The organism is Faecalicatena contorta (genome assembly GCF_001404335.1).
Lineage (GTDB): Bacteria > Bacillota > Clostridia > Lachnospirales > Lachnospiraceae > Faecalicatena > Faecalicatena contortus_B.
Genome location: NZ_CYZU01000022.1, coordinates 20,768 through 43,587 on the forward strand (window position 1 = coordinate 20,768; position 22,820 = coordinate 43,587).

A 22,820-nucleotide genomic window follows, 5' to 3' on the forward strand; every position below is an offset into this window, starting at 1 on the left:
GATTGTGATCATCCTAATTATTCTTGTTTTTCTGATATATAGCTGCATATTCTTCCAAAGCAGCCAGCACTTTATCGTCAATAACATTGATCCCAAATGATTGCAGTATTATGTGATAAAACTTTACCTTCTCAATCATCTCCTCCGGACCGCAATGATAAATCATCGGGTTGAGCCATACATTTCCCAGCAGCATAATGACTTCCGCCAGCTGCTTTGGATAATCCGTCTGAATGGAACCGTCTTCGATTCCCTCTTCAATCACCTTCCAGACCAATTCCGTTGCCTCTCTCTGGACAGAGTCACGCAAATATAGCACGAGAAGCTGCGGGTTCTTCAGCATATCCGGAGCCACTTCAAACATCTCCTTCTGTGCAGGATTGAACGCAGATACCCGGAAAAGTTCCTTCAGCTTTTCCATCCCGCTCAGATCTTTTCTATTGGAGACCTTCATCATCTCTGACTCAGAGCCAAGATACATCTTGTCGGCAACTGCCATCATGATATCCTCTTTTGACTTAAAATGATGGTATATGGCCCCCTTGCTTAGACCGCCCAGGTGATCGATTATGTCCTGAATGGATGTATGGTCATACCCCTTCTCACTGTACAGACGGGCAGCGGTATCAATGATTAAATTCCTGGTTTCTTCAGGATATTTGTTTCTTGCCATGTCTCACTCCTATTTCTCTTTAACATACTAACGGTATGTTTATTTTACATACTTACGGTATGTATGTCAAGAGATTTTTATGTTTTAGTGGAAAGGATGTAAAACTAATACACTATATCCCGTATCTTATTGCTCAACCCGAATATCTCCATTCTTAGATTCCAACTCGATCTTCACTGTCGGCCTATCGCCCACATCCCCTTCTATGCGGCCCTTTTCAACAAGCATCCCGTCTGAAAGAGGGGCCTTGACGGTCCCGTTTTTCGTTACCGCTCTCAGTTCATACTCCAGCCCCCGTGGAAGGAGGAGCTCGATCTTATCATTTTTATTATAAAAGGATAAATCTCCATCCACCTTTTCATATGAAACATACAGCTTCCCAGAGTTCTCTGCCCGGTAAACGCCGCTGCCTGCTGCGGATTTGATTACTGCATTCCCGCTTGTGGTAGTGTAAGAGATTGTACCTTCCATTTTGCTGCATTTCAGTTCTCCTGAGGTTGTTTCCAGGCGGATCTGCCCGCCCCGGATCTTGCCCAGCTTCAATGTTCCCCTGGTCGTGGATAAATAAATGGATGGTGCACTGGCCCCGCTGATCGTAACCGTACCGGACGTACTGTCAATCCGCAGGCTTTCCAAATCCAGGACCGTCCGACTTAGATTAATATCCCCATCTGTAGTCGTAACCCCCAGGCTGCCCGAATAAGAATCCGGCAGATAGACCTCCACGTATCTGTGAAAACCACTTTTAAATAATGGCTTTTTCCCTTCGCTGATTTGCAGCGAATTTCCTTGTTGTTTCACACTCGCAAAATATCGTTTATCACAGTCTGTCATAAATTCTTTTACTGTAATTGTCTCGTCACTGCTTTTGTAAAATGTAATCTCCTCCTCATCATAAAATATATTCAATTCTGTTATGCTGTCAGATGGAAATTTAAGTACATTCGGTTCATCTGCCGGCTTTTTTGCACATGCTCCTCCAATTAATATTGTAACTGCAGCTATAATACCGCATCCCCATATTTTTCCTGCATACTTCATAATACAGCCTCCTAAGCTCCTGCTCTCTCGGTTTGAGTGAACCATTCATTCATATTGTGTTTAAAATATTGGGGACATCCCTGCCCCATTGTTTCATTGCTGTTTCATTTTTTATAGGCATGGATCATATTATCCATACATACTTCCTTCGCCTCTTCCGGTGAAATATCCTGCTTCTCAAAAGTAACATAACGAACATCCATGGCCCACCATGACAGCGTCTCAATGATCAGACTGGTGGAAAGTTTCACGCTTTTTAACGAACGTATAATTCCTGTTTGGATAAATGACTCCATATAGGCTGACATCGTGTCGAAAAATTGTTTCCGGTAATCTGTGTAATATTGAATCAAACGTCCGCAGTCCATCGGGTTCTTTTCTATGAAGAGACATCCCACAGCATATCGGGACATCAGGTCAAATGCATCCGAAATCAAATCTTCAAAACCATAGGATGTCCCGGCATGCTCCAGATTCCTTCCGAACTCATCTGCAATAGATTCAAATGCATCCTTTATTTCCTGATCCAGATCCCAGAAAAGTTCTTCTGTTATGGGTCTTTCAAAATCTCTTTCAATAAAATCTGGATCCAAAGTGCACTTCAGCAGGAAATGCATGATTTCCTCTTTTCCTGTAAAATCATGGTATATGGTACCTACGGAAACGCCTATTTTCCTGGCAATGTGGCTGATCTGCGTTTTAGAATACCCTTGCTGAAGGAATAGCTGCACAGAAGCATCATAAATAGCGTGGATTCTTTCATTTTTCATGTAAACAGCCCTTTCTAGTGAATGAATTATTCATTCATATTATATGCACACCCGCATGGAAAAGTCAACCTATTTTAACATTATCGTACAGCCATGCTAATAGATCGCCTGAGACCGTGTATTACAGGATACCTCCTAATTCGGCTCAACACTTTTAATTCCGTTGAGCCGTTTATGTGTTTTTGCCCTTTTACACACATGTTTGCGCGTATATACTATAACAATCACTTGAACGAAACCAAAATATAGCTTCTTTACTTATTCACTTATTTATATTCATTATACTTAAAATTTTTACCCCTTACTTCATCGGCAGGATACTTTTGGCCATTCTTCTGTATTTTCCTGGTCAGTATATCCTTAAGATCCATGTGATTCATCTGAGCAAAACGCAGTACAAAAAACAGTACATCTGCCAGTTCCTCTTCAACATGCCGGCGCTTTATTTCATCGTTCATGATTTTTTTCATTTCCTCTTCGTTTTTAAAGCGGAATATATCTAAAAGTTCATTCGCCTCTGTTGAAATCCCAATTGCCAGATCTTTAGGATTATGAAACTGATCCCAGTCACGCTCACTGCAGAATGCTCTTACTTTCTCCATTAATTCTTTCACTGTATAATCTTCCATCTTACTGTAGTCTTCCTTTCAGGTATTCTGCCAGATTTTTGTCAACACAGTAGACATAGCATCCCTTCATGCCACGTGTCATCAGTGTCCTATATGTGTTTTTAATTAATTCATCCGCAACTTTTACTGCATGTTCCGGGTCTTCTCTGCTCATTTTCTTAATGCCCTTAAGTGATTGATCCGTTAAAGCTCTTTTAGTAAAGTCAGTAACGATATGGCCATTTTCAAAGCGCATATCATTACCAATGATAACGCCCGCATATTCGAATTCAAGGCCCTGGCATGTATGAATACAGCCAGCCTCATTAACAGAGTTTTCGTCGATTGCAAAGGTGGTGGTATTCTCCAGATTCCAGCTGATTTCAAAATCATCAATTTTTATATCATGCACTTCAGAGTTATTTCTGCCCTTTTTTGGCCAGTCCCAACAATATCCGGCAAGTATTCTGGCATGGTTGGCACTTCTGTTTTTTTCAATAATTATTTCATGTACTTCCTTTGGGGAATCCAGAATTTTGATATCATAATTCATATCCTGCAGATCGTAATTAGCAGTCGGGCGAATTTCCAGCACGTCATCAAGCCAGGCAAGATACCCTTCGGACCCATTACATCTGAACTGTGAGGTCAGTTCCAATTCAAAGTATTCTGCTCCCTCTTTTTCTGCCCACCGTTGAATCTCTGCTTTACTCCCGATATCACTGATTGTTACCCTTTGACTTTCGTCAATAAAAAATACACTGCATTTTGCGGCATGTATGATCTCCATGATTTGGTTAACTCCCTGATTATGAAGCATACCGGACTTTTCATTCAGGCGGTGGGCCTCATCTACAAGCAGCGTGTCCATGCTGTCTTCCGGCATCATGGTATAGGCGCCTGACCCCTTAAACATATGATCAATACTGCTTCTCTTCATGGTTCCCTTCAATTTCTTTAGGTAAACATTTCTCGGCGCACTGTTTTTTGAAACATACTGACAAAACTGCTCTTCACATGTCAACTGTGCCAGCAGATTAACCGCTACAACCGTCTTTCCCGTGCCTGGACCTCCCTCTATAACAATTACACGTTTTTTCCGATCTCTTTGGGATTGTCTTGCTAATCCAAGAATCTCTTCATATACTACCTTCTGATCATCTATCATGACAAATTCCTGATTGCCCTTAAGCATATTAACAATAGCGTCCTGCAGGCTCTTAGACGGTTTTATTCTGCCACTGTCAATATGGAAGATTAGATTTTTGTTATCACCCGACACAATCTGCTTTTTAATAAATTCTCTAAACTGTTTCACCTGCCCTCGTGTAAATGCAGGTGCTTCCTTCAAGTACTCCATATACTGAACTGCATCTAATGGATCGTCTGATTTTCTTCTGTAATTGTGAAGATACGAACAGGGAAAGAGACGAATTCCTTCATTCTGTACAGATTGATTATAGTCCTGAATCAGCATTGCATATGACCATGCCTGATAGGAGGGATGCACCACACGGCGCACTGCATTGCCTGTGTAAGTTTCCACCAGACCGTCTCTTCCATTCACCGCTTCAAGATGGCCCCACTGTTTTAATTCTATAATAATCACATTTCCTTTGTTATGCGAATCATAACCGAAAATCAAAAAATCCACCCTTCTGGATGTATAAGGAATGTTATACTCAATTGCAATTCCGGCATTTTGAGGAATCTCTTCATCATTCAGTACTTTATACATATATTCCAACGAATTTTCCCAGGCTCGGAATTCATTGGATGCCGTATGCCTGTTCATCTTCTGATACATGCCCGCTTCTATTTCCAGCGCTATTGTATCTTCTTCCACACTTTTCAAAAATTCCGTTTTTGTCCCATTGTAAATTATCATCGTATCTCATCCTTATATTCCTGATTCACGCCACTGAACTTTGAAATTCTCTCTTTAATATGTTCTCCCAAAGCTTTGTCCATGCAGTATACTTTGCACCCTCTTGTCCCTCGTGTCAGTAATACTCTGTATGTATTTTTCACAATATCCACTTCTCGTTTCATTGTCGCTTCTTTTCCAAACTTACGTAAAAATTTTTCTCTTGCACGCTTGCTTACGGTAAAATCATCAGTTGCCCTCTTACTAATATCCGTAATTATTTTCCCTTTTTCATATCTCAGATCTTCACCGATAATGACTCCCACATAACAAAATTCTAATCCCTGACAGGTATGAATACACCCAATCTGATCAAATGTTTCGCCTATAGCCCAGCTGACAGGATCTATCTTGTCATCATTATTCCAGCGCAGATTTTCATTTTCAATATTAAAATCATATAGCTTCTTTGTACGGTCATTTCGTGTCCTCCACTCCCAGCAATATCCTGCAATAATTCTGGTATTTAGATTTCTTCGGTTCATCTTTTCCAGAGAACCTTCAAATTTTTTAAAATCATCTTCTACCTGGATATCATACTTGAGCCTGGCTGCCTCTCCTTCCTCGTTCTCCAAGAGTGCGTCAACCCATTGTATATAGTCTGTCATTCCCCTGCACCTGAATTGTGCCTGCAGCTCTCCTGCATCGATAATATCCGCATCCTGACGCTTTGCACATTCCATAATTACTTCTTTCGTTCCAATATCTTCAAAGGAAACAATCTGTCCCTCATCTATAAAGAAAACGGAAACTACCGCAGCTTTTATGATAGACACAATCTGTTTTTCCTCGCTTAGCCGATGAGCTTCATCAACGGTAATGACACTGGCTTTATTTCTTTCGAGTTTTTCTAAGAAAGGAGGGTATACAATACTGCTGCTAAACCGTTCCATTCCCGCTATTTGACTTAAATCAAACCTCAGAACTGCTCTGAGTGCTTTATTTTTCGCAGTATAATAACAGTTCATATCCGAATGCTCACACAAACATGCTGCCAGGATTTTCAAAGCCACTACTGCTTTACCTGTTCCCGGACCACCCTGTACCAAAACTACTTTTTTACGTTTATCACGTTTGGCAGTATTCAGCATTTTCATGACAGTTCCCTGCATCCTTTGCTGTTCTGCATTTAATCGCAGAGAACTGTCATTTACACTCAATTTTTTTAACAATTCTAAAAGAGTCAGGGAAATACCACAACATTTTGTTTCAATATAAGTCAATACGCTTCCATTATCACCGCTTTTAATTTTCTCTGCCAGATAAGACTCTAGTTTCTCATCCTCCCCTTTAAAAAATACGGGAACATTTAACATATAATTTTTGTACCCATTTTGAAAAAGAGGATCTTTATTTTCCTGTAAGCTGTAATTATGTAATACTACCGCCGGGCATAAGTGCAGGGGGAAATCTTCTTCACTAATACCTCCTGCTATCGCATTTTTATAATAATTAATCTGATAACATGGATGATCCCTCAATTCACTCCCGCCGCTCATTGGGATCTGCACTTTATAGCTTACTGCACTGTCACAGCATTCTATGGCTGACCACTGTTTCAGTTCTATTAATATTGCAGTCATTTCTCCATTATCATCAAATCCGGTTATTATCAGGTCTACCCGCTCGGACAGCCCGGGAACCTGATATTCAACAGCGATCCCGGCGTCTGCTGGAAGTCCCGCCTTCTTAATAACCGCGTACATATACTCCTGCACGGAATGCTGCCATGCACGGTATTCACCAGCCTGAACTTTCCCCACTAAAACCCTGTAATTTTTTTCTAATGCTGCCAGAAAGGTTCTATTTTCCACCTCATCTATGAACTCTCCAACTGTTTTTGCGTATATTTTCATAGTTTATCTCCACAAGCAGCCCCTGCCTGTTTGTATTCTGATATATCCTGACTGCTCTCACTCCAGTGTACCGGAAATACAGATCTTTTTCAACAGACCAAGCAATAATTCATGAAAGCTGCGTTATTTTACTTTATTCACGATTCTTTCCCCAAATAAGCATCCAAAATTTCTTCAAACAACTCCACCGGATTTTCTTCCAAAGCATTTGCCAATACAATAAGCTTCTCAATACTGATCCAGTTTTTCCCAAGCTCCACATTTGCCAGGTGCCGCGGGGAGATCCAGGGCTCTCCCCCAAACAGTTCCTCGCTTCTGAGATCTATGAAGTTTTCTCTGTTCCTATACTGTTCTCCAAGGCCTTTTCTCTTCCCCGACAACAGTTCGCCCACTCTGACCAGCGCCTGGCTGTATTCTTTTTTCTCTGCCATGATTTCACCAAATATGCACCATGGTGCATTTATTTTTTATAGATTTTATATTACACTCTTTTTATACTAAAGACAACCGCACGGAAAAGTTTCCGGCATTCTAAGGAGGAATTTATTTTATGAAGAAACCGCTGAAGTTTAAAGTCAACTCCCTTCGCACCCTTGTCTCTCCCTATAAAAAAGGAGCAAAAGATGAGAGTACATATGAAACCATTTACTATTTATTAGTGGATATGAAAGATCTGCCCGAAAATATTCCCCTGGATGTAAACCCAAGGGAACCGAAAATGACGACCAATGTGGCCAAGAGTCTGTTAGCCGCGGTCACAGAACCGGAAACGGACTTTTATATCAACAACCGTGGGATCGTAATCGCTGCCAAATCACTTACTTTTAACAGCACAGATTCAGAGGTTACAATCGACATCGGTGATCAAAACAATGAAAATGATCGGTTTACGTATGGAATTCTGGACGGCGGCCATACCTATACTGCAATCATAAAAAAACGCAATGCGATCCCCACCGAAATTACGAAATATGTCCGCATCGAAGTCATTACAAATGTACAGAATATCTCCCGGCTGTCTGATGCCCGGAATACCTCTGTCCAGGTATCGGACATTGCACTATTTAATCTGGATGACAATTTTGAGGAAATAAAAGACGCGATCAGCAGCCAGCCGTATGCCAGCCGTATTGCATACAAAGATAATGAAAATAAACCTATTAATATCTCGGAATTGCTCCGCCTGATGTATGCCTTTGATATCACCAAATATCCGGACGACTCTGCTGCCCCGGTGCAGAGCTATTCCGGAAAGGCTCAGGTTTTTAAACGCTATAAAGAAGCATATAACACGCCCTTTTATAAATCTCTGACTAAACAGATTCCCACGTTAGTTTCTTTATATGATGTCATCGAACGGGAACTGCCTATTAAATATCAGGAGTATAAAAAGGCTCTGGGCGTCAGCGTCCCACGATTCGGCAGCGTCCGCGGAATTGAATCACTGGAAAAGAAAACCAAGACGGAATTCCTGTGCACGGATACCAATTACGTTGTATCCAGCGGATATATTTACCCTATTTTCGGGGCTTTCCGCAGTCTGTTGAAATATGACGTAATCGATCAGGAGGTCTCCTGGCTGTTCGATCCTTTGGAAATATGGAACGAAGTTGGGGTAAATATCGTGCAGAATACGTTCGAAACCTATACGAATCCACAGTTGGCAGGTAAGGACAAACAATTGTGGCTGTCTAACTATAGAATTGTAGAAACGCAGAGCTTGAGAAAACTGCTAAGCAATGCGCGCTAAAGTCACAAAAGCCGCAGCTCCCGCTGGTTATGCAGGGGCTGCGGCTTTTGATAATCTGCTGCTTTACGCCAGTGCTCTGGCTTCCAGCTCTTTTTCTAAAAATTGCCTGATATATGCGTTGTTTTCCTCATTCAGCGTGGGCATAAATGCCATATACCTGCATTTTTGGAAGCTTTCCCCATCCAGGCTGAAGGAATATCCGGTCACACATTTTGGATTGCAGTCATCCGGATTTAACAGCCTCTTACATACAGAGGATTTCCGGATATCCTTTTTCATCTTCTCTGGCAGAACATTAAGAAAATCGGCATACTTTCCAAGATTCTCCGGATAGATACGCAGTTTTACTCCGGTTTTCCGGAAAACATACGTTGCCAGTGTTTTCTTCGTATCGCAGAAAACATAGGAAACAACAAATCCGCTCTTTGCGGATTTTATTTCACATTTACAATTGTTCTGTGTCAGATAATCATTCAATTCCTTTACAAATCCCTGGTTTTTACTGTCAACACTGGCAAGAAACAATTCAAACTTTTCGTCCATAATATACTCTCCTCTTATTTTTCCTTTATCGGTATCCATATCTGCGCCAGATAATCCTGATCATATGGGTTCCCGCTGCTGTACCACTCCAGCTCCGGGCAGTCTGCATGCGCAAAGGGATAGCTGACCAGCCATTCCTCTGTCAGGTACTTCCACCCATTTTGAATCCCCTGCGGCACCGGCCCTCTGCAATCGAAGACAGCCCACGCTGCCTGTGGAATTATTATCTCATGGAATCCCTGCGGAGCCTTTTTGTCCGTGACGGCCATGATCGAATAATCCACTTCATCCGATGAATCCCCCTGTTCCTCAACCAGGCCGAACAGGCCGCGGGGTTCTCCCTGATCCATTGCTGCCAAAGCAGCGAAGGTACCGTCTCTTTGACACTCACTCCAAAATCCGGGGATTTTAACCAGATGGGCATCATCCTCCCGTGATATGCGGATGCGCCTTCCAACCAGACGGAATGCTTCCTTTTGTTCCAGTCTCCATGAGTATTGCTGTTTTACGGAAATCTGCATCTTAGGCAGTATCCGCAGTTCACTCTGATCCCGCCTGGCCTCCATGGGGGATATCCCATGAAACTGGTGAAATGCTTTTGTGAATGATGTGGGAGAATCATAGCCATACTTGTAGCTGATATCAACTACTTTCATCTCTGTACTTTTTAAATCATAGCCCGCAAGAGTCATTTTCCTCGAACGGACATACTCCGCAAAACTGATGCCATTCATATATGAAAACACCTTTTGAAAGAAGCCATATGAGCAGCCCGCTATTTTTGCTATCTCCTGAACGTCAACAGGTTCCTCTTTCCGCTGCAGATGATGCTCCACATAGTCGATAATGATCTGTAATTTTTCATTCCATTCCATATAGCTGCTCCTTTAACATGCGGTGATAATATTCTAACATTAAAGTAATAGGGTTTCATCTTATTTTTAGTACTCACTGGATAGTGTCTGGTTTTGTGGACAAATATATTCTTTTTAAAATAATCTTCTATAGCTTTTTTCCTATACAGAAAAAGACAGAGCCTAAAAAAAGGCTCTGTCCCTTATCAATCATACTTATACTATCTCTTTAATGGCAAACCTGTACTATCTGTGAAGGATCCTATGGCAATCATAATAATGTCAACAACCCAGCCAAATCCGAAGCACCCTGCTGTCACAAACCACACGATGCCTGTCCCGTATTTCCCTACATAAAACCGGTGTATGCCCAGATACCCCACAAGGAAGCATAGAACCAACGCAAGCATTTTGCTCTTTGGACTGCAGGCTTCTGCATATTGCTGATTCGGATATACGGGCACACTATTTGTAAACACTTCTGTACCATACCCATAATTATTAGCCCCCTGTGGATTGGCATATCCATTATTATTCATCCCCTGTGGATTGGCATATCCATTATTATTCACATCCTGAGGATTCACATATCCATTTTCCATTCTACTGTTCTGTGTCTCCTGCGGTTCTACATAGCCGCAATAAGAACAAGTTGCCCCTTCCAGAGGCGCGCCGCAGCGCGGACATTCCCCACCCATAATATTTTCTCCTCCTAATTTTGTTTTTCCATATTCAAGTACGCAGGGGCGCACTTGCCGCGAGGCGCACGTCATGCTTTGCCTGGCATAATACCTCTGTTCGCCTCTGCCATCCGCCGGCGGTTTTGGATCTAATCATTATTCCGGTGCCTGCAGATGTAACACTGTACAATACAGACCTCTTCCGATTTCCATGACTGTTCATTCCCATACCGTTTGCAAATTTATTTTCTCATAATATGAGTATATCAAATTAATCTCCTATACTCAATCAAAATCTGTACAGGGCTTCTGTTTCTTCGTCTCCTTATTGGTCTCCCATGATCTTCCCGTAGTATGAATCTGCGGTATAAAGCGCCGCAACCGGATTATGCCCCAGTACGCGGTCTTTCACCACCAAAGTAGTAACAGGGGCTTTCGAATACTTATAAAAAAGACTGTCATGACCCACACATAATCCAACTAAAATATTAAGATCCGTTTCTTCTTTATTCAACCTCATGGCCTGATGAATTGGATTGCACATAGAAGCTCCAACCCCCTTACATTTTTCAGGAATTCCAACTTCTGTTTTGTCAACCGCCCCCGCCTTACACGCAACCCCAAACACTTCAAAACCATGACTTCTTAAAATCCGTGCTAAAATTCTGGACTCATTAATCAGGCCTGCACATGTGGCAATTCCCAGTTTATGATAATTCATTCTCTTTGCAAATTCTATCGTCTCTTCTACTCTGGTCATTTTACAGTAGAATTCGTACTCAACTTCTGCGGCATTGAGCATAATCTGCTTATTCTCTTCTTTATCGTATTCTTTTATTGCAGCATCCAGCAGTTCTAGATCACTGTTCTCTGTTGTCAGACAGAATTTAGGATAGACTTTATTCTGAGAACCACAGTTGGCAGTTCCACAATCTATACAGCTTCTTGTAATTTCATCATTCATTTTCTGCGTATCCTCCGCTTTTTTAAGGGCAGGTATTACCTGCCCTTATGCTTCTCTTTTCTTTTCTGCTGTTTCAGTTCAAACTGCCGCTGTTTCTCTGTTTCCCGCTGTTCCCGGCTTACAGTCCTGCGCTCAGTTTTCCTCTGCTCCTGCTGCAATTTTAAAGCCTGCTGCGATTTGGTGCCTATACCGGTGTTCTGAACCTGTTTGTGCACCTCCCGCTGTACCCTCTTGGGATTGCGGCCGGCTTCTTTTACATCAGCTGCCACGGCCTGGCTAAATCTCAATTGATCGTAATTTTTCAGAATAAAAGCATACACTTCATAATCCTTTGGCTCAGCCCCAAATGTCATCTTACAAGCCGATAGCTTTCCCTCTGATATCCGTTCAAAAACACCGATCCAGAAAGGCTCCTCAAAAAATACTGTCAATTTTACCGATACTTTGTCCATGACAATTCCTCCTTCATGCCTTGCGGCTGTCGCAGTAATCGGCGAATGCTCCTGTAACCAAAGCATTTTCCTCTTTACCTGCAAAAATTGTGATGCACAAAGAACGGACGACCCAAGGAGGGAGGGTTACTTACACCAAAACGGTGCGGCCGGACTACCTACCGGCTCTGCGGAATGATAACCGCGTTGTGTTTTTATCTCTGTTTCTTGATTTTACCATATCCTTTCTCTATCGGTCAAACCGGAATCATGAAATCGTACACTTAAAGAAAAAACTCCGTACTGTTTACAGGATTGCCCGTGAGCAGTAACAATAAGACTATTCGCTGCAGAATTATGTATTATCTTTGATAAAATTGCCGGCAAAATCTATAGCCCTACAAGTAAGGGCTTCACACAAATGAGGCGGATCATTAGATGTAAATCCTTCCGGCCTCAGCTCATAACACCTTAATGATCCAAACTTCTGTTGAAATGAATCTGCAAATTCATAACATAATTGAATGATCTCCTCCTCTGATTTTCCTTGCAAATTATAGTAAATGCCTATGAACATTAAGCCGCCTTCAACCAGGCCGCATTGCGCGCGGAAACCGCCGGCGCCGTGTAAACCTGCCGCCGATATTAAGGTTTGCAGTTCAAGTTTAATTTTAAACAATTCACTCAAGCATATTAACGTTGTTCGTGCGCAATTTGTATTATCATTCCAGTATAGTTCATGTACCCGTTTTTCTATAAAATTCATATATTCAAAGACTCTCTTTCCCGGATTTTAAATTTTCCATAAATTTCTCTGCACTGATTTGGCGCTTCAGTCCGTCCAGCAGCTCTTTATCCGCCCTGGGCACCATGACCGCCAGGGCGGACAACGCCTCCTCATTGTTTTTCCCTTCCCGCTTAAACTCACAGAACTTCTCAACAATCCGAAGCACTTTTACATTTTTCAGGTCCGGATCAATGAACGTTTCGCTCTGCTCATCCCTCAGATATGGTACAATCCGCCCTGAGAGCTTCAGTGGTGCAATCATGTCTTCAAGCTCATCCCTTGTTATTCCATGAGACATTACAAATTCCCCAAATACATGAAACGCAATTCCAAGTTCAATTTCAACTCTTTCATTTTCTGAAAAGTTTAAAATATGCAGCAGACGGTCGCAATATCTTTTCACTTCTTTGGCCTGGCTGTATAATTCCGAATCCATATACCGCACCAGGTTTAAAATGAACTGACACACACTCTCCGCCTTTTCCATGTCTGCAAGCCTCTTTTTCTTCCCCAGCAGATATCCGATCTGCTTTCGGAGTTCCTTGTAATTCACGGGCTTGCTCAGGAACAGATCGGCGCCCACATTGACCGCCTGCATCCTGTCGCCTACATCGCTTAATACCGTAAGTAAAATAACTGCAATATGTTCTTTCTCCGGGTCGGATTTTATTCGTCTGCATATCTCAAAACCGTTCATGCCGGGCAGCATAACATCCAGCAATACCAGATCCGGCTGAAACTCATCCACAAGCGGCAGCGCTTTCATTCCCTGATATGCTTTTTCGGTACAAAACCCCCACTCATTCAGTACATCATACAGCATATCGCAAATCACTTCATTATCATCTATCACAAGAATTTTTTCCATCTCATGCGCCCCCATATTTATATTTCCTGCTCTTCCGCTGCCGGAAGATAGAAGACGGCCTCTGTCCCTACATTCACTTTACTGTGCAATTCTATCTTCCCTCCCTGAACCTCCACCCATTTCTTTGATAACGGCAGTCCAAGGCCGGTTCCGCCATATTCTCTTGAATAAGAATTATCTGTCTGTTCAAATTCGAGGAATACCCGTTTCAAATCCTTTTCATCTATTCCTATACCCCTATCCGAAACACAGAATTTTACATACTTTCTGCCGTTATCCGGACAATTGACGTTCTTTGCTGAAATAGTGACCGTACCGTTCTCATGAGAAAACTTGATCGCATTGGACAGCAGATTATATAGAATCTGTTTCAGAAGCTTCTTATCCGCCCATACTTCCAGGTCATCCGGTGACACCGATGTAATCAGTTCGATGGATTTCTTATATGTGGTACTTTTTACTATGCCGATTGCTTCTTCCAAAACCTCATTGACAAAACATTCTACAGGATTCACATTCAGTTTCCCTGCATTTATCTTGGATAGATCCAGGATATCATTGATCAAAAGTAATAACTGGTTGCTGGAGAGCCATATATTTTTTACATATTTGGTCTGCCGTTCATTGAGCGTACCGAAAAGTTCATCCAGCAGCAGTTCCGATGCATTAATACTTCCGGTCAGCGGCGTCTTCAGTTCATGGCTTATGTTTGCAAGGAACCGCGACTTCACCTGATTTGACTCTTTCAGCTCTTCAATCGTCTGCTGGAGTTCTATCGTTCTTGCGTCAACCTTTTGTTCCAGAGTAGAATTCATCTCCAGCAGCTGCTGGGAAAGGCTGTCTGCTTCCTGATGCTTTTTCACAAGCTCGTCTATGTACTGCTCAATGTCCATTTTGTTTCGATACAGAGTTTCAGCCATTTCTTCCATTGCAACCAGCAGTTCCTTCGTTTCACGGCTTTGATTATTCATATTCCCATAGCCGTGCACCACTTTAAAATCTCCCCGGCAGATATTCCGTGCAATATCTGCACTTGCCCGGATTGGTTTCGTGATACTCTTTCCGAACAGAATACTGGATACCAGGATAATAAAAAATGTGATACAGATTACCGTGATTACAATCTTCCGGTTCACAGAAAGCATCTCTACAAATATAGTTTCCGGAATCCCCACACTGAGATATCCCTGAAAGTCATCAAAATATCCCTTCAGAGGTTTATAAAGAAAGTAATAATTATCGCCGATCGGCGCATATTCTGAACCAAAATAGATTTCATTCCCCGTCTTTGTCCCCTGTGTAATATCCGGAATTGTTGTCCCTGTATAATCACTTTTATCTTCCGAAAAAATGTTGGTACATATCCTCAGATCATTGAGAGATATGGTAAGATAAGAATCCGGAATAATCCCCGTGTACTCTGTAGTATAGTAACTGTTCTTATTAATGATATCCCCCAGCAACAGATATCCCAGTACCTGCCCCTCCGAGTCTTTGACAGGGAAAATTACAATTGCCACAAGGCCGTCATAACTGAGCGCTCCTGTGGATTCCAGCGTAACGGCATAGTTTTCTGCCAGACCGCTTCCCTTCTCAAATATATCGCGCAGGTCTGCCACGCACTGTGTTTTGATCACACGTCCCGGGGCCTGCTCTATATATGGGAGCGATATCTTCCCCGCACGATCCGCGTTTTCTTCCATATGTGCCAATACATTGCCTGATGCATCCACGAATATGCCCAGATCAAGATACTCGTATTCTTGTTTTAAGTCAGATAAACTTGCGGCAAGCTGCACCTGATTCCCCGCCTGGTAAAACTCTTTGACATCATCTAAACGGATAATTAGAGACGCACCTTTTTCCATCTCATTCAAACGGGCATCCTGAATCTCCATTGCCGCGTACACTGATGTATTCAGATAATTCTTTACAGAATTATCCAGCATCTTATTCAGCGCGCGATTGGAAACCAGCAGGACAAGCAGCATAGACAGGATCATAATTACAGAATTAAAGATAATGAGCCTTTTATTAATAGACATGGGTCACCTCGTTATTTCCTCAGCATCCAGTTCCTGACAAGCCAGCATTACGTCAATCCGATTCTTTACATTCATCTTTCTAATAATGTTACTTACATGTGTCTTAACAGTCTTTTCACTTATAAAAAGACTTTCGGCAATCTCGAGATTGCTCTTTCTTTTCATCAAATAATCGATGATGCTTATTTCCCGCTCCGTTAATCCGTATTTTTTCATCAGCTGCGTGTATAGGTGACTGTTGTGAGCTGCGAAACCATCCGCCGCTTCCGGCATATGGATCATAGCAAGAATACTGGAGAGAAACGTTAGAATATTCTCCAGGTCAGATTTCTTCATATAATTAACAGAAAACTTTTCATAAATTTCATTTTTTTCTTCTGAAAGCGAAACCATGCCGCCGATGAAAAAAGCAATAATGTCATGATCGTAAAATATCGGATACAAAAAGTAAGCCAGGCCTGTGTAACAGTACTCTATAATCGGTTCCCTCTTTTTAAGCATAGCCGCAATAGACTCTTTTCTGTAGGAAATGCATTCTGTGGAATTATTTTTTTGAAGCTTATAACATAACAAAGACTCATTTGACCAGACAGTCAGAGGTTCTCCATCTATCGAAAGAAGACACAGGCTGATATTGTAACTTGCCGCAAAATTATCCTGAAAGGTCTGTACTTGTTCTTTTCCAATAGACTGAAGCCACCTTAAGGCAATTTTATCCATATGACACCTTTCTGTGTTTAGATACGGTTACAAAGTTATACAACAAATATAGCAGAAATCCAGATTGTTATCAATAATAGCAATCTGGATTTCCGCTCCTTTCTTTTAATTTCATGAAATTTTACTTCTGTATGGCAGATAAATTATATACGATATCCGTATCGAGATAACAGGCAATTCCTTTATCGAAATACACATCCTGAAGGTATTCCAAATCCTTTTTTGACAATGCTTCCTGATGCTTATACTTATATACCGTGCCAAGCTGCTCCCATTTCGATGTCCCCAGTCTGTGGAACGGCAGAAGATTGATTTCAAAAAAGCCGTTTTCATTCATAAAATCTGCTGTTTTTTCGGCATTTTCCACACTGTCATTAAATCCTGGAATAATTGGTGTCCTTAGGATTATTCTTCCGTTCCAGCCGCTTTTTTTGAGCGCCCTGAGATTTCTTAATGTAACTTCGTTGCCCACACCTGTCTTTGCCTTATGTGCCTGTGAGTCCATGTTCTTGATATCTACAAAAGCAAAATCAATATACTCTAATACCTTTAAGAATATGTTTTCATCCGTATAAGCAGACGTCTCAATTGCCGTATGCATATTATTTTTCTTACATTCCTTTAATGCATCTAAAAGAAATTCCCACTGCACAAAAGGATCTCCTCCGCTAAAGGTAACTCCCCCGTCGGTTCCCCAGAAATCTTTATCCCGCTTTAACACATCCATCAGTTCCTGCAGTGTGTAATACGTGCCGGACACCCGGAGCGCTTCATAATTACACGCGTTCGTGCACGGATACTCTTTACAGTCGACACAGTGCGCCCGCTGGATCTTCGGTAACCCGCTTTCCGGATCCATAGTAACCGCGCCGCGCGGACACGCAGCCACGCAGCTTTTACATTGATTCTGCACTGCCTTGCACCTGCCGGAAGTAAATAACAGATTCTGTTTCAGCTTTTTCCCCTCAGGATTCGCACACCACTCACAGCGAAGCGGACAGCCGCTTAGGAATATAAGAGTTCTGTCTCCGGGACCGTCATGTACAGAAAATCCCTGTATGTCAAATATTAAACCCTTCTTCTCCATAACAATCCCTCCTGAACACTCGTACATCATATAATAATTAACTGCCATTTAAGCAGACCTAAATTTCCGATAGCACTGCTCCACAAGTCTCATCGTAACCCACTACCCCTGCGTTTGTGGAGCAGTACTCTCGAAACTTTATCTCAGCTTATGAGTCAGTTACTTATTTTACGATGTACTGGCAACTTATTTTTTTAACTTATCCGGCAATTTTGCATTTTTAGGTAGTGTGAATGCAAAGATCGCAGATAAAAGAAACATAATAGTAGCCACGATGAACGACACCTTATAGGATCCGAATACATCGTATAATTTTGCTCCCAGGTAACTGCCAACTGCAGGTCCGATACCCATAATGATGAGAGTGGCAAGTCCCCAGATTTTCGGGAAACTTCTTCCGAATATAGATCCCATATATCCTGTAACCTGCCCCGGCATTCCCTGCCAGTATGCTGCAAAGAAGATACATGCAACAATCGTAATAAAGATGGAGGTCTTACCCGCCAGCAGGCAGATCATACCGAGAACTCCGCTTGCAGCCGCAAAGAACATTAATATTCTCCTTGCTTTTGTCTCGTCACCGACTCTGCCTGCATACTTATCGGAGAAGGTTCCGAGAAGCGGTGCGAATACACAACCAAGAAGTCCGACAAAGGCATAAAGATTCGTACTCGTCCCCATAGAAAGGCCGACGTCTGTCTGCCAGTAGCGGACCAGCTGTGACCAGATCAGAAATTCAGAGAAGCAGGAACAGAAGAAGGACAGAATTGACCCCCATACAAAATATGTTGAAAATGCTTCTTTTACTAACCATGCGTGACCAGCCGTTTCTGATGCGGATTTCTTACCGCCGATCATCTCACCTTTTGGTTCCATGCCATATGACTGCGGCGCCTGTTTCGTAATCAGCGTAGCTATCAATAACAGTACCAGCGCAACAGCACCGAGCAGCTTCATCGCCACACGCCAGTCCATTGTCAGGAGAACCGCTTTCAGCCCAAGTGTCAGTATTACCTGTGCGATACATGCGCCTGCCGCCGCAAACCCGAACGCTTTCCCATAGGCATTTCCGATAAACCAGCTTCTGATCGTTGACACTGCGGGAACAAAAAGCATACCTGTTGCGGTACCTGCAAAGATAGAATATGGAAGCAGATACATCATATAGGAATTGGCATAGCTTGTAACGAAATACCCCAGAAATCCGGCAACCGTCGCGATACCAAAGCAGAACTTCGGCCCGAATTTACTGAAAACAAGCCCGGAAAAGTAAGACACAACCGCATAGATCAGCATCATGATAGAATACCCTGCCGTTACACTTGCTGTATCCCACCCCATATCCGTTGTCATTGGGGTAAGTAAGACAGAGAACGCACTGCGATATCCAAAAAACACAAAATAAACAAGAAAAGCTGCCGCAATTACCATTAAACCATAGTTTTTAGAGTTTGACTTCTCATTCATATATAAGCCCCCTTTTCATGATGCAGGCGCCTTAGCGCCTGCATGGTCAGATAACCTCAATTATCTATTTTGTCTCATATCCTTCACATGTCTTAGCATCCATATCTTCGTATGCCCAGTATTCAGACTCCAGCCCTTTGCACATGCCGATCCCCTCTTCATTCACCTCACAAAAATGGCTGCAGTTCCTGCATTTTGCTTTTTCTGCAAAAGCCGGACAGATATCGGTATCGATCAACACAAAACCACCATTTTTTCTACAAAAGCCTTTAAATACATCAAACTGAACAAAGTTTTTACAATCACTATGTTTACTCATATCAGATACCTCCTTCAAATTCTGTACGGGCAATTACTTCGTCCTGAACCGGTTTGCCTGTCTCTACCCAGTACTGTGTAAATCCAGAAACTCTGACTAACAAATCACGGTTTGTCTCCGGATGTTTCTGCGCCTCTTTTAACATTTTAGAATCAACAATGTTAAACTGAACATGGAAGCCGCCCTTATTCATAAATGCTGAAATCATGGTTAGTAGCTTCTTGCTCCCGTCAAGCCCGCGTACTGCGTTCGGATGGAATTTCATATTAATCTGTGAATTCTGGGATTTACTCTGATCCCAGCAGCATCCGGAAGCCAGTAAAGCATATGGTCCCTTCCGGTCTGTACCAGGATATGCAGACATAGAACCATCTGCAAATGCTGTGTTGCACAGGCGTCCGTCCGGTGTTGCAAATGTTGCCATACCCACTGCTGCATGAAGCGCCACGGAAATCTGACATGCATACATCGGTTTAGCATACAGAGATTCGTATGTATTGCAGAGATCGCAGAACCAGTCTTCATACTCTTTCAGAATCTCTTTTACGTAGTCCTCATCATTTCCATGTTTTGGCGCTTTCAGGCAGTCACCATGAATCTCATCATATTTTGTAACATCTGGTTTTTTAATCTGCTCGCCCAGTGAGAATGCTTTTGATTCCACTGCTGTATAGAAACCAAAATTTTCCTTGATGGCATCTCTGAAATCATCCAGCGTATACTTTTTATCTTCATAAACAAGTTTCTTCAATGCCGCGAGTGAGTTAACCATATTGATCGTACCGCAGGACTCGATATTATAGGTTGCATTATATCTGGTTCCCATATGTCCGATATGATGTCCGTTCTTCAGGCAGTCCGGTTTGAACAGGGAGTTTACAATAGACATATTTCTGTCACGCCAGATGTCATGCTGGATATTCCCCGCTTTTACAGTCGGTTCCAATGTCTTAGCATAATACTTTTTATACTGATCCCAAAAATCCTCATAGGTCTTAAGTTCTCTGTTGTGCGGCGGGAGTACCTGTATGCCGGTTCTTGGGTCCACACCGTTGAACAATACCATATTGATCATCTTCGGATTCGATACAAAGTGTACGCCTACCGAAGTTGTCTGGCTTGCACCTGCCGGAATATAGTGTGTCTTTCCGTTAAAATGAAGAGGCATGAAACAGCCCGGTGCGGTCTCCAGACATCCGCCGATTGCCACTGCACGTGCTTCTGATACCGTCATTCCTTCTGCGCCGTACTGATTCATCATAAAGTCCATGGCAACCCGGTTATTCATCCATGCCGGGTATCCAACCCCTGTCTTGGTACATTCCACACACTTAATCAGGAAGTCCTTCGGAAGCCGCTCATCATATAATACCGATAAAGTCGGCTGTGGAGACTGATTTGTCATACCCGCATGAAGAATAAGCCACTCCAGTCTGTTTCCACAGGGTGCGCCGTCTTTATCAAGGCCTCCCACAGAAAGGTTATTAAATGTATTGCCTGATATACCGCCCGAGATTCCTGTGCTTGCGAACAGCTCAATGGTACTGAATTTGAATCGATGTACTTCCAGAAGCTCGATGACTTCTTCTTCTGTAATAGTTCCATCTGCAATATCTTTTTCAAAATACGGATAAAGCACCTGGCCGAGACGTCCCGGAGAGTATCCTGAGATTGCATCTTCGTTCAATACCGTAATATGGATCAGATAGGTAAGATGCAGTGCTTCCCTGAAGTTTCTCGGTGGATTGCGGGCGATCCATTCCATCTGATCTGCAAGTGCAAGATACTCTTCTTTCTGTGCTGCATCCGGCTCGATCTCAGCAACGGTTCTCAATTCTTTCACATAATTCATCCAGAACTGCTGGATACCGCCTAAAACAATGCGTGCCGCCTCGTAGAAATACAGGCGTTTCATACCAAGGATTCCATCGCCGTCCGCATAACCGGCAACTTCCAGTTTCTTTTCCTCACAGAATCTGATCATTCCGTCAATTCCATATTCCAGCGGGAAATAGTAGCTTGCAACTTCACGTCCCTGCGGAATTGTATAGCCGCTGTCACAGAACACCAGAACGCTCTTCATGATATTTGCCTTGTCTTCATAGTCAGACATCATCTTCTCATACGCAAGGCCAAGGTCTTCTACCGATTTTCCGGCCCACTCTCTCGCCAGTTTCGTAAGTACCGGCACTTCTTCCGCCCTGATCCCGAATTTGCCTGCAAGAGAAACAACTTTTCCCTGATTCTTGGTTACGTTTCCCCCTCCGGTTCCAAGCGCTGCAATCTCATCAATTGCCGTCGTTCCACTTGCCGCCGCACTCTTCAATTCATCTTCTTTTGCAAGGTAGAATGAATTGGTAAGCCATGGCATTGGAAAACCGCCTCTTAAATAATCTGTTTTTCCGCCCGGAAGTAAATCTCTGGGATAAATACTCGGGGTAGAATGAGCATATGCGCATGCAAGCGCTTTTGCACGGCGGACTTCCAGCACATCTCCGTCACATTCTGCAAACTTTCTGCTGTACCAGTAAGGGAACTCAACACTTGCGCTTGAAAATGCCTGGTAATACAGATCCATTAAGTATTCTGCACGTTTTGTTTTTTCCAGCTTAATCTCTCTGTCGACAATCTCTTCTGATTGCTGTAAGTCATCACTGCCGTACGCTAAACCCATTGACATTCCTTTTTCTGCCAGAATCTCTTCCAGCCGTTTTCCTCTCTCAATAGCGTCCATACAATTCTCCTCCTTTTGAAAATAATCGTCGTCTGCAGCCTTATAGGGGCTGTTTGATATATTATTATCATAGTATAAAAGGCCGTGGTTTCCTATTGACCAGGGGGCTCTTTTCGGGAGTATTTTTAGGGGGACTCAGACTTTTTTAGTTCTTTTCTCGGGCGGAGGGCTTAAAAAGGATGTAGGTGGGAGGATTGGTGTGTCTCACGGCTTTGGCCTTGATAATGAATCTTACCGTAAAAAAATAACAGCCACTATAATATATATAAGTGACTGCTTTTTATTATATAGTTTCTGTTATTTCACTTCGGTCGCCGGGACGCCCGTCTCACAGGCGGTCCGCCTTATAAAAGCGGATATCATGCCATTGGCGGCCATATCCGGCCGAAGGACAGGCTTAGGTCCCTGTTTTAAGTTGGCAAATCCTTCCTGCCGGCGCTGCCGCCTGCTGAATGCAAATTGGAACATATCTGCTTAATATAAAAGTCCTTTGCTTCCTTCTCATCATTAAACTCACATTTTAACCCAAATATGTAATTGATCAGCTTATTCCATTCGGTTATCTCGTACCCGCTGCACTCCAGTATATAGGCAAGGGTCTGCATCCGGATCTGCTCCTGTTTCAGATCACTGATATAGATTCCAAATGCTTCTGCTATACTTTCTATTAGATCTGTTTTCAATTTTTTATCCTTT

22 protein-coding genes are annotated in these 22,820 nt (G+C 42.6%); 1 reads left to right on the forward strand and 21 read right to left on the reverse strand.

Annotated elements, in window-relative coordinates; translation table 11 throughout:
- Positions 1-13: 13 nt before the first annotated feature.
- The 7 genes from ARB69_RS12285 to ARB69_RS12315 form a co-directional block, all read right to left on the reverse strand.
- Entirely contained in the window at positions 14-673 is a 660-nt protein-coding gene (locus ARB69_RS12285; RefSeq protein WP_050640602.1) for a TetR/AcrR family transcriptional regulator, read from the reverse strand.
- A 126-nt stretch (positions 674-799) separates the two neighbouring features.
- Positions 800-1,714 carry a DUF4097 family beta strand repeat-containing protein gene (locus tag ARB69_RS12290; RefSeq protein WP_050640603.1) on the reverse strand — a complete coding sequence of 305 codons (915 nt, stop codon included), beginning with the start codon at positions 1,712-1,714 and terminating at the stop codon, positions 800-802.
- Positions 1,715-1,818: 104 nt separating this feature from the next.
- The gene (locus tag ARB69_RS12295) at positions 1,819-2,484 is read right to left on the reverse strand and encodes a TetR/AcrR family transcriptional regulator (protein WP_050640604.1); all 666 of its coding nucleotides are present in this window, start codon (positions 2,482-2,484) and stop codon (positions 1,819-1,821) included.
- A gap of 266 nt (positions 2,485-2,750) precedes the next feature.
- Complete coding sequence (locus tag ARB69_RS12300; protein ID WP_055153386.1) at positions 2,751-3,113, reverse strand: nucleotide pyrophosphohydrolase; 363 nt, start codon at positions 3,111-3,113, stop codon at positions 2,751-2,753.
- 1 nt (position 3,114) lies between these two features.
- The gene (locus ARB69_RS12305) at positions 3,115-4,980 is read right to left on the reverse strand and encodes a DUF2075 domain-containing protein (RefSeq protein ID WP_055153388.1); all 1,866 of its coding nucleotides are present in this window, start codon (positions 4,978-4,980) and stop codon (positions 3,115-3,117) included.
- A complete protein-coding gene (locus ARB69_RS12310) occupies positions 4,977-6,875 on the reverse strand; it encodes a DUF2075 domain-containing protein (protein WP_055153390.1) in 1,899 nt (632 codons plus the stop codon). The genes ARB69_RS12305 and ARB69_RS12310 overlap by 4 nt, the downstream gene beginning before the upstream one ends.
- A 137-nt stretch (positions 6,876-7,012) precedes the next feature.
- Positions 7,013-7,306, reverse strand: a complete 294-nt coding sequence (locus ARB69_RS12315; protein ID WP_050640608.1) for a hypothetical protein — start codon at positions 7,304-7,306, stop codon at positions 7,013-7,015.
- Between the two features lie 119 nt (positions 7,307-7,425).
- On the opposite strand from ARB69_RS12315, the gene ARB69_RS12320 reads away from it, so the two are divergent.
- Positions 7,426-8,625 carry an AIPR family protein gene (locus tag ARB69_RS12320; protein ID WP_055153392.1) on the forward strand — a complete coding sequence of 400 codons (1,200 nt, stop codon included), beginning with the start codon at positions 7,426-7,428 and terminating at the stop codon, positions 8,623-8,625.
- Positions 8,626-8,688: 63 nt separating this feature from the next.
- Here ARB69_RS12320 and ARB69_RS12325 read toward each other — a convergent pair whose 3' ends face one another.
- The 14 genes from ARB69_RS12325 to ARB69_RS12390 all read right to left on the reverse strand — a co-directional run bounded on the left by ARB69_RS12325 (position 8,689) and on the right by ARB69_RS12390 (position 22,807).
- On the reverse strand, positions 8,689-9,168 hold the full coding sequence (locus ARB69_RS12325) for a hypothetical protein (RefSeq protein WP_050640610.1): 480 nt from the start codon (positions 9,166-9,168) through the stop codon (positions 8,689-8,691).
- A 14-nt stretch (positions 9,169-9,182) separates the two neighbouring features.
- Positions 9,183-10,043, reverse strand: a complete 861-nt coding sequence (locus tag ARB69_RS12330) for an AraC family transcriptional regulator (RefSeq protein WP_055153394.1) — start codon at positions 10,041-10,043, stop codon at positions 9,183-9,185.
- A 200-nt stretch (positions 10,044-10,243) separates the two neighbouring features.
- Complete coding sequence (locus tag ARB69_RS27680) at positions 10,244-10,720, reverse strand: TM2 domain-containing protein (RefSeq protein WP_242857587.1); 477 nt, start codon at positions 10,718-10,720, stop codon at positions 10,244-10,246.
- Between the two features lie 307 nt (positions 10,721-11,027).
- Positions 11,028-11,666, reverse strand: a complete 639-nt coding sequence (locus ARB69_RS12340) for a DUF1847 domain-containing protein (protein WP_055153396.1) — start codon at positions 11,664-11,666, stop codon at positions 11,028-11,030.
- Between the two features lie 35 nt (positions 11,667-11,701).
- Positions 11,702-12,118 carry a YjdF family protein gene (locus ARB69_RS12345; protein ID WP_055153398.1) on the reverse strand — a complete coding sequence of 139 codons (417 nt, stop codon included), beginning with the start codon at positions 12,116-12,118 and terminating at the stop codon, positions 11,702-11,704.
- Positions 12,119-12,452: 334 nt separating this feature from the next.
- Positions 12,453-12,863 carry a C-GCAxxG-C-C family protein gene (locus ARB69_RS12350; protein ID WP_050640614.1) on the reverse strand — a complete coding sequence of 137 codons (411 nt, stop codon included), beginning with the start codon at positions 12,861-12,863 and terminating at the stop codon, positions 12,453-12,455.
- Between the two features lie 4 nt (positions 12,864-12,867).
- The gene (locus ARB69_RS12355) at positions 12,868-13,752 is read right to left on the reverse strand and encodes a response regulator (RefSeq protein ID WP_157355636.1); all 885 of its coding nucleotides are present in this window, start codon (positions 13,750-13,752) and stop codon (positions 12,868-12,870) included.
- Positions 13,753-13,769: 17 nt separating this feature from the next.
- A complete protein-coding gene (locus ARB69_RS12360; RefSeq protein ID WP_055153402.1) occupies positions 13,770-15,797 on the reverse strand; it encodes a sensor histidine kinase in 2,028 nt (675 codons plus the stop codon).
- 3 nt (positions 15,798-15,800) lie between these two features.
- A complete protein-coding gene (locus ARB69_RS27915; protein WP_050640617.1) occupies positions 15,801-16,517 on the reverse strand; it encodes a LuxR family transcriptional regulator in 717 nt (238 codons plus the stop codon).
- 121 nt (positions 16,518-16,638) lie between these two features.
- On the reverse strand, positions 16,639-17,604 hold the full coding sequence (gene hpdA / locus ARB69_RS12370; protein ID WP_055153404.1) for a 4-hydroxyphenylacetate decarboxylase activase: 966 nt from the start codon (positions 17,602-17,604) through the stop codon (positions 16,639-16,641).
- A gap of 186 nt (positions 17,605-17,790) precedes the next feature.
- Positions 17,791-19,071 (reverse strand): MFS transporter, encoded by a 1,281-nt coding sequence (locus ARB69_RS12375; RefSeq protein WP_055153406.1) that lies wholly within the window; start codon positions 19,069-19,071, stop codon positions 17,791-17,793.
- 64 nt (positions 19,072-19,135) lie between these two features.
- Positions 19,136-19,390, reverse strand: coding sequence for a 4-hydroxyphenylacetate decarboxylase small subunit (gene hpdC, locus ARB69_RS12380; protein ID WP_055153408.1), 255 nt, complete (start codon positions 19,388-19,390; stop codon positions 19,136-19,138).
- Between the two features lies 1 nt (position 19,391).
- On the reverse strand, positions 19,392-22,124 hold the full coding sequence (gene hpdB / locus ARB69_RS12385) for a 4-hydroxyphenylacetate decarboxylase large subunit (RefSeq protein WP_174518409.1): 2,733 nt from the start codon (positions 22,122-22,124) through the stop codon (positions 19,392-19,394).
- Positions 22,125-22,534: 410 nt separating this feature from the next.
- Entirely contained in the window at positions 22,535-22,807 is a 273-nt protein-coding gene (locus ARB69_RS12390) for a hypothetical protein (RefSeq protein ID WP_157355638.1), read from the reverse strand.
- Positions 22,808-22,820 lie beyond the last annotated feature (13 nt).

Excerpts from the sequence above, each read along its gene's own strand:
- ARB69_RS12285 (WP_050640602.1), bottom strand. The coding sequence starts at position 673 with ATGGCAAGAAACAAATATCCTGAAGAAACCAGGAATTTAATCATTGAT.
- ARB69_RS12290 (WP_050640603.1), bottom strand. The coding sequence starts at position 1,714 with ATGAAGTATGCAGGAAAAATATGGGGATGCGGTATTATAGCTGCAGTT.
- ARB69_RS12295 (WP_050640604.1), bottom strand. The coding sequence starts at position 2,484 with ATGAAAAATGAAAGAATCCACGCTATTTATGATGCTTCTGTGCAGCTA.
- ARB69_RS12300 (WP_055153386.1), bottom strand. The coding sequence starts at position 3,113 with ATGGAAGATTATACAGTGAAAGAATTAATGGAGAAAGTAAGAGCATTC.
- ARB69_RS12305 (WP_055153388.1), bottom strand. The coding sequence starts at position 4,980 with ATGATAATTTACAATGGGACAAAAACGGAATTTTTGAAAAGTGTGGAA.
- ARB69_RS12310 (WP_055153390.1), bottom strand. The coding sequence starts at position 6,875 with ATGAAAATATACGCAAAAACAGTTGGAGAGTTCATAGATGAGGTGGAA.
- ARB69_RS12315 (WP_050640608.1), bottom strand. The coding sequence starts at position 7,306 with ATGGCAGAGAAAAAAGAATACAGCCAGGCGCTGGTCAGAGTGGGCGAA.
- ARB69_RS12320 (WP_055153392.1), top strand. The coding sequence starts at position 7,426 with ATGAAGAAACCGCTGAAGTTTAAAGTCAACTCCCTTCGCACCCTTGTC.
- ARB69_RS12325 (WP_050640610.1), bottom strand. The coding sequence starts at position 9,168 with ATGGACGAAAAGTTTGAATTGTTTCTTGCCAGTGTTGACAGTAAAAAC.
- ARB69_RS12330 (WP_055153394.1), bottom strand. The coding sequence starts at position 10,043 with ATGGAATGGAATGAAAAATTACAGATCATTATCGACTATGTGGAGCAT.
- ARB69_RS27680 (WP_242857587.1), bottom strand. The coding sequence starts at position 10,720 with ATGGGTGGGGAATGTCCGCGCTGCGGCGCGCCTCTGGAAGGGGCAACT.
- ARB69_RS12340 (WP_055153396.1), bottom strand. The coding sequence starts at position 11,666 with ATGAATGATGAAATTACAAGAAGCTGTATAGATTGTGGAACTGCCAAC.
- ARB69_RS12345 (WP_055153398.1), bottom strand. The coding sequence starts at position 12,118 with ATGGACAAAGTATCGGTAAAATTGACAGTATTTTTTGAGGAGCCTTTC.
- ARB69_RS12350 (WP_050640614.1), bottom strand. The coding sequence starts at position 12,863 with ATGAATTTTATAGAAAAACGGGTACATGAACTATACTGGAATGATAAT.
- ARB69_RS12355 (WP_157355636.1), bottom strand. The coding sequence starts at position 13,752 with ATGGAAAAAATTCTTGTGATAGATGATAATGAAGTGATTTGCGATATG.
- ARB69_RS12360 (WP_055153402.1), bottom strand. The coding sequence starts at position 15,797 with ATGTCTATTAATAAAAGGCTCATTATCTTTAATTCTGTAATTATGATC.
- ARB69_RS27915 (WP_050640617.1), bottom strand. The coding sequence starts at position 16,517 with ATGGATAAAATTGCCTTAAGGTGGCTTCAGTCTATTGGAAAAGAACAA.
- hpdA (WP_055153404.1), bottom strand. The coding sequence starts at position 17,604 with ATGGAGAAGAAGGGTTTAATATTTGACATACAGGGATTTTCTGTACAT.
- ARB69_RS12375 (WP_055153406.1), bottom strand. The coding sequence starts at position 19,071 with ATGAATGAGAAGTCAAACTCTAAAAACTATGGTTTAATGGTAATTGCG.
- hpdC (WP_055153408.1), bottom strand. The coding sequence starts at position 19,390 with ATGAGTAAACATAGTGATTGTAAAAACTTTGTTCAGTTTGATGTATTT.
- hpdB (WP_174518409.1), bottom strand. The coding sequence starts at position 22,124 with ATGGACGCTATTGAGAGAGGAAAACGGCTGGAAGAGATTCTGGCAGAA.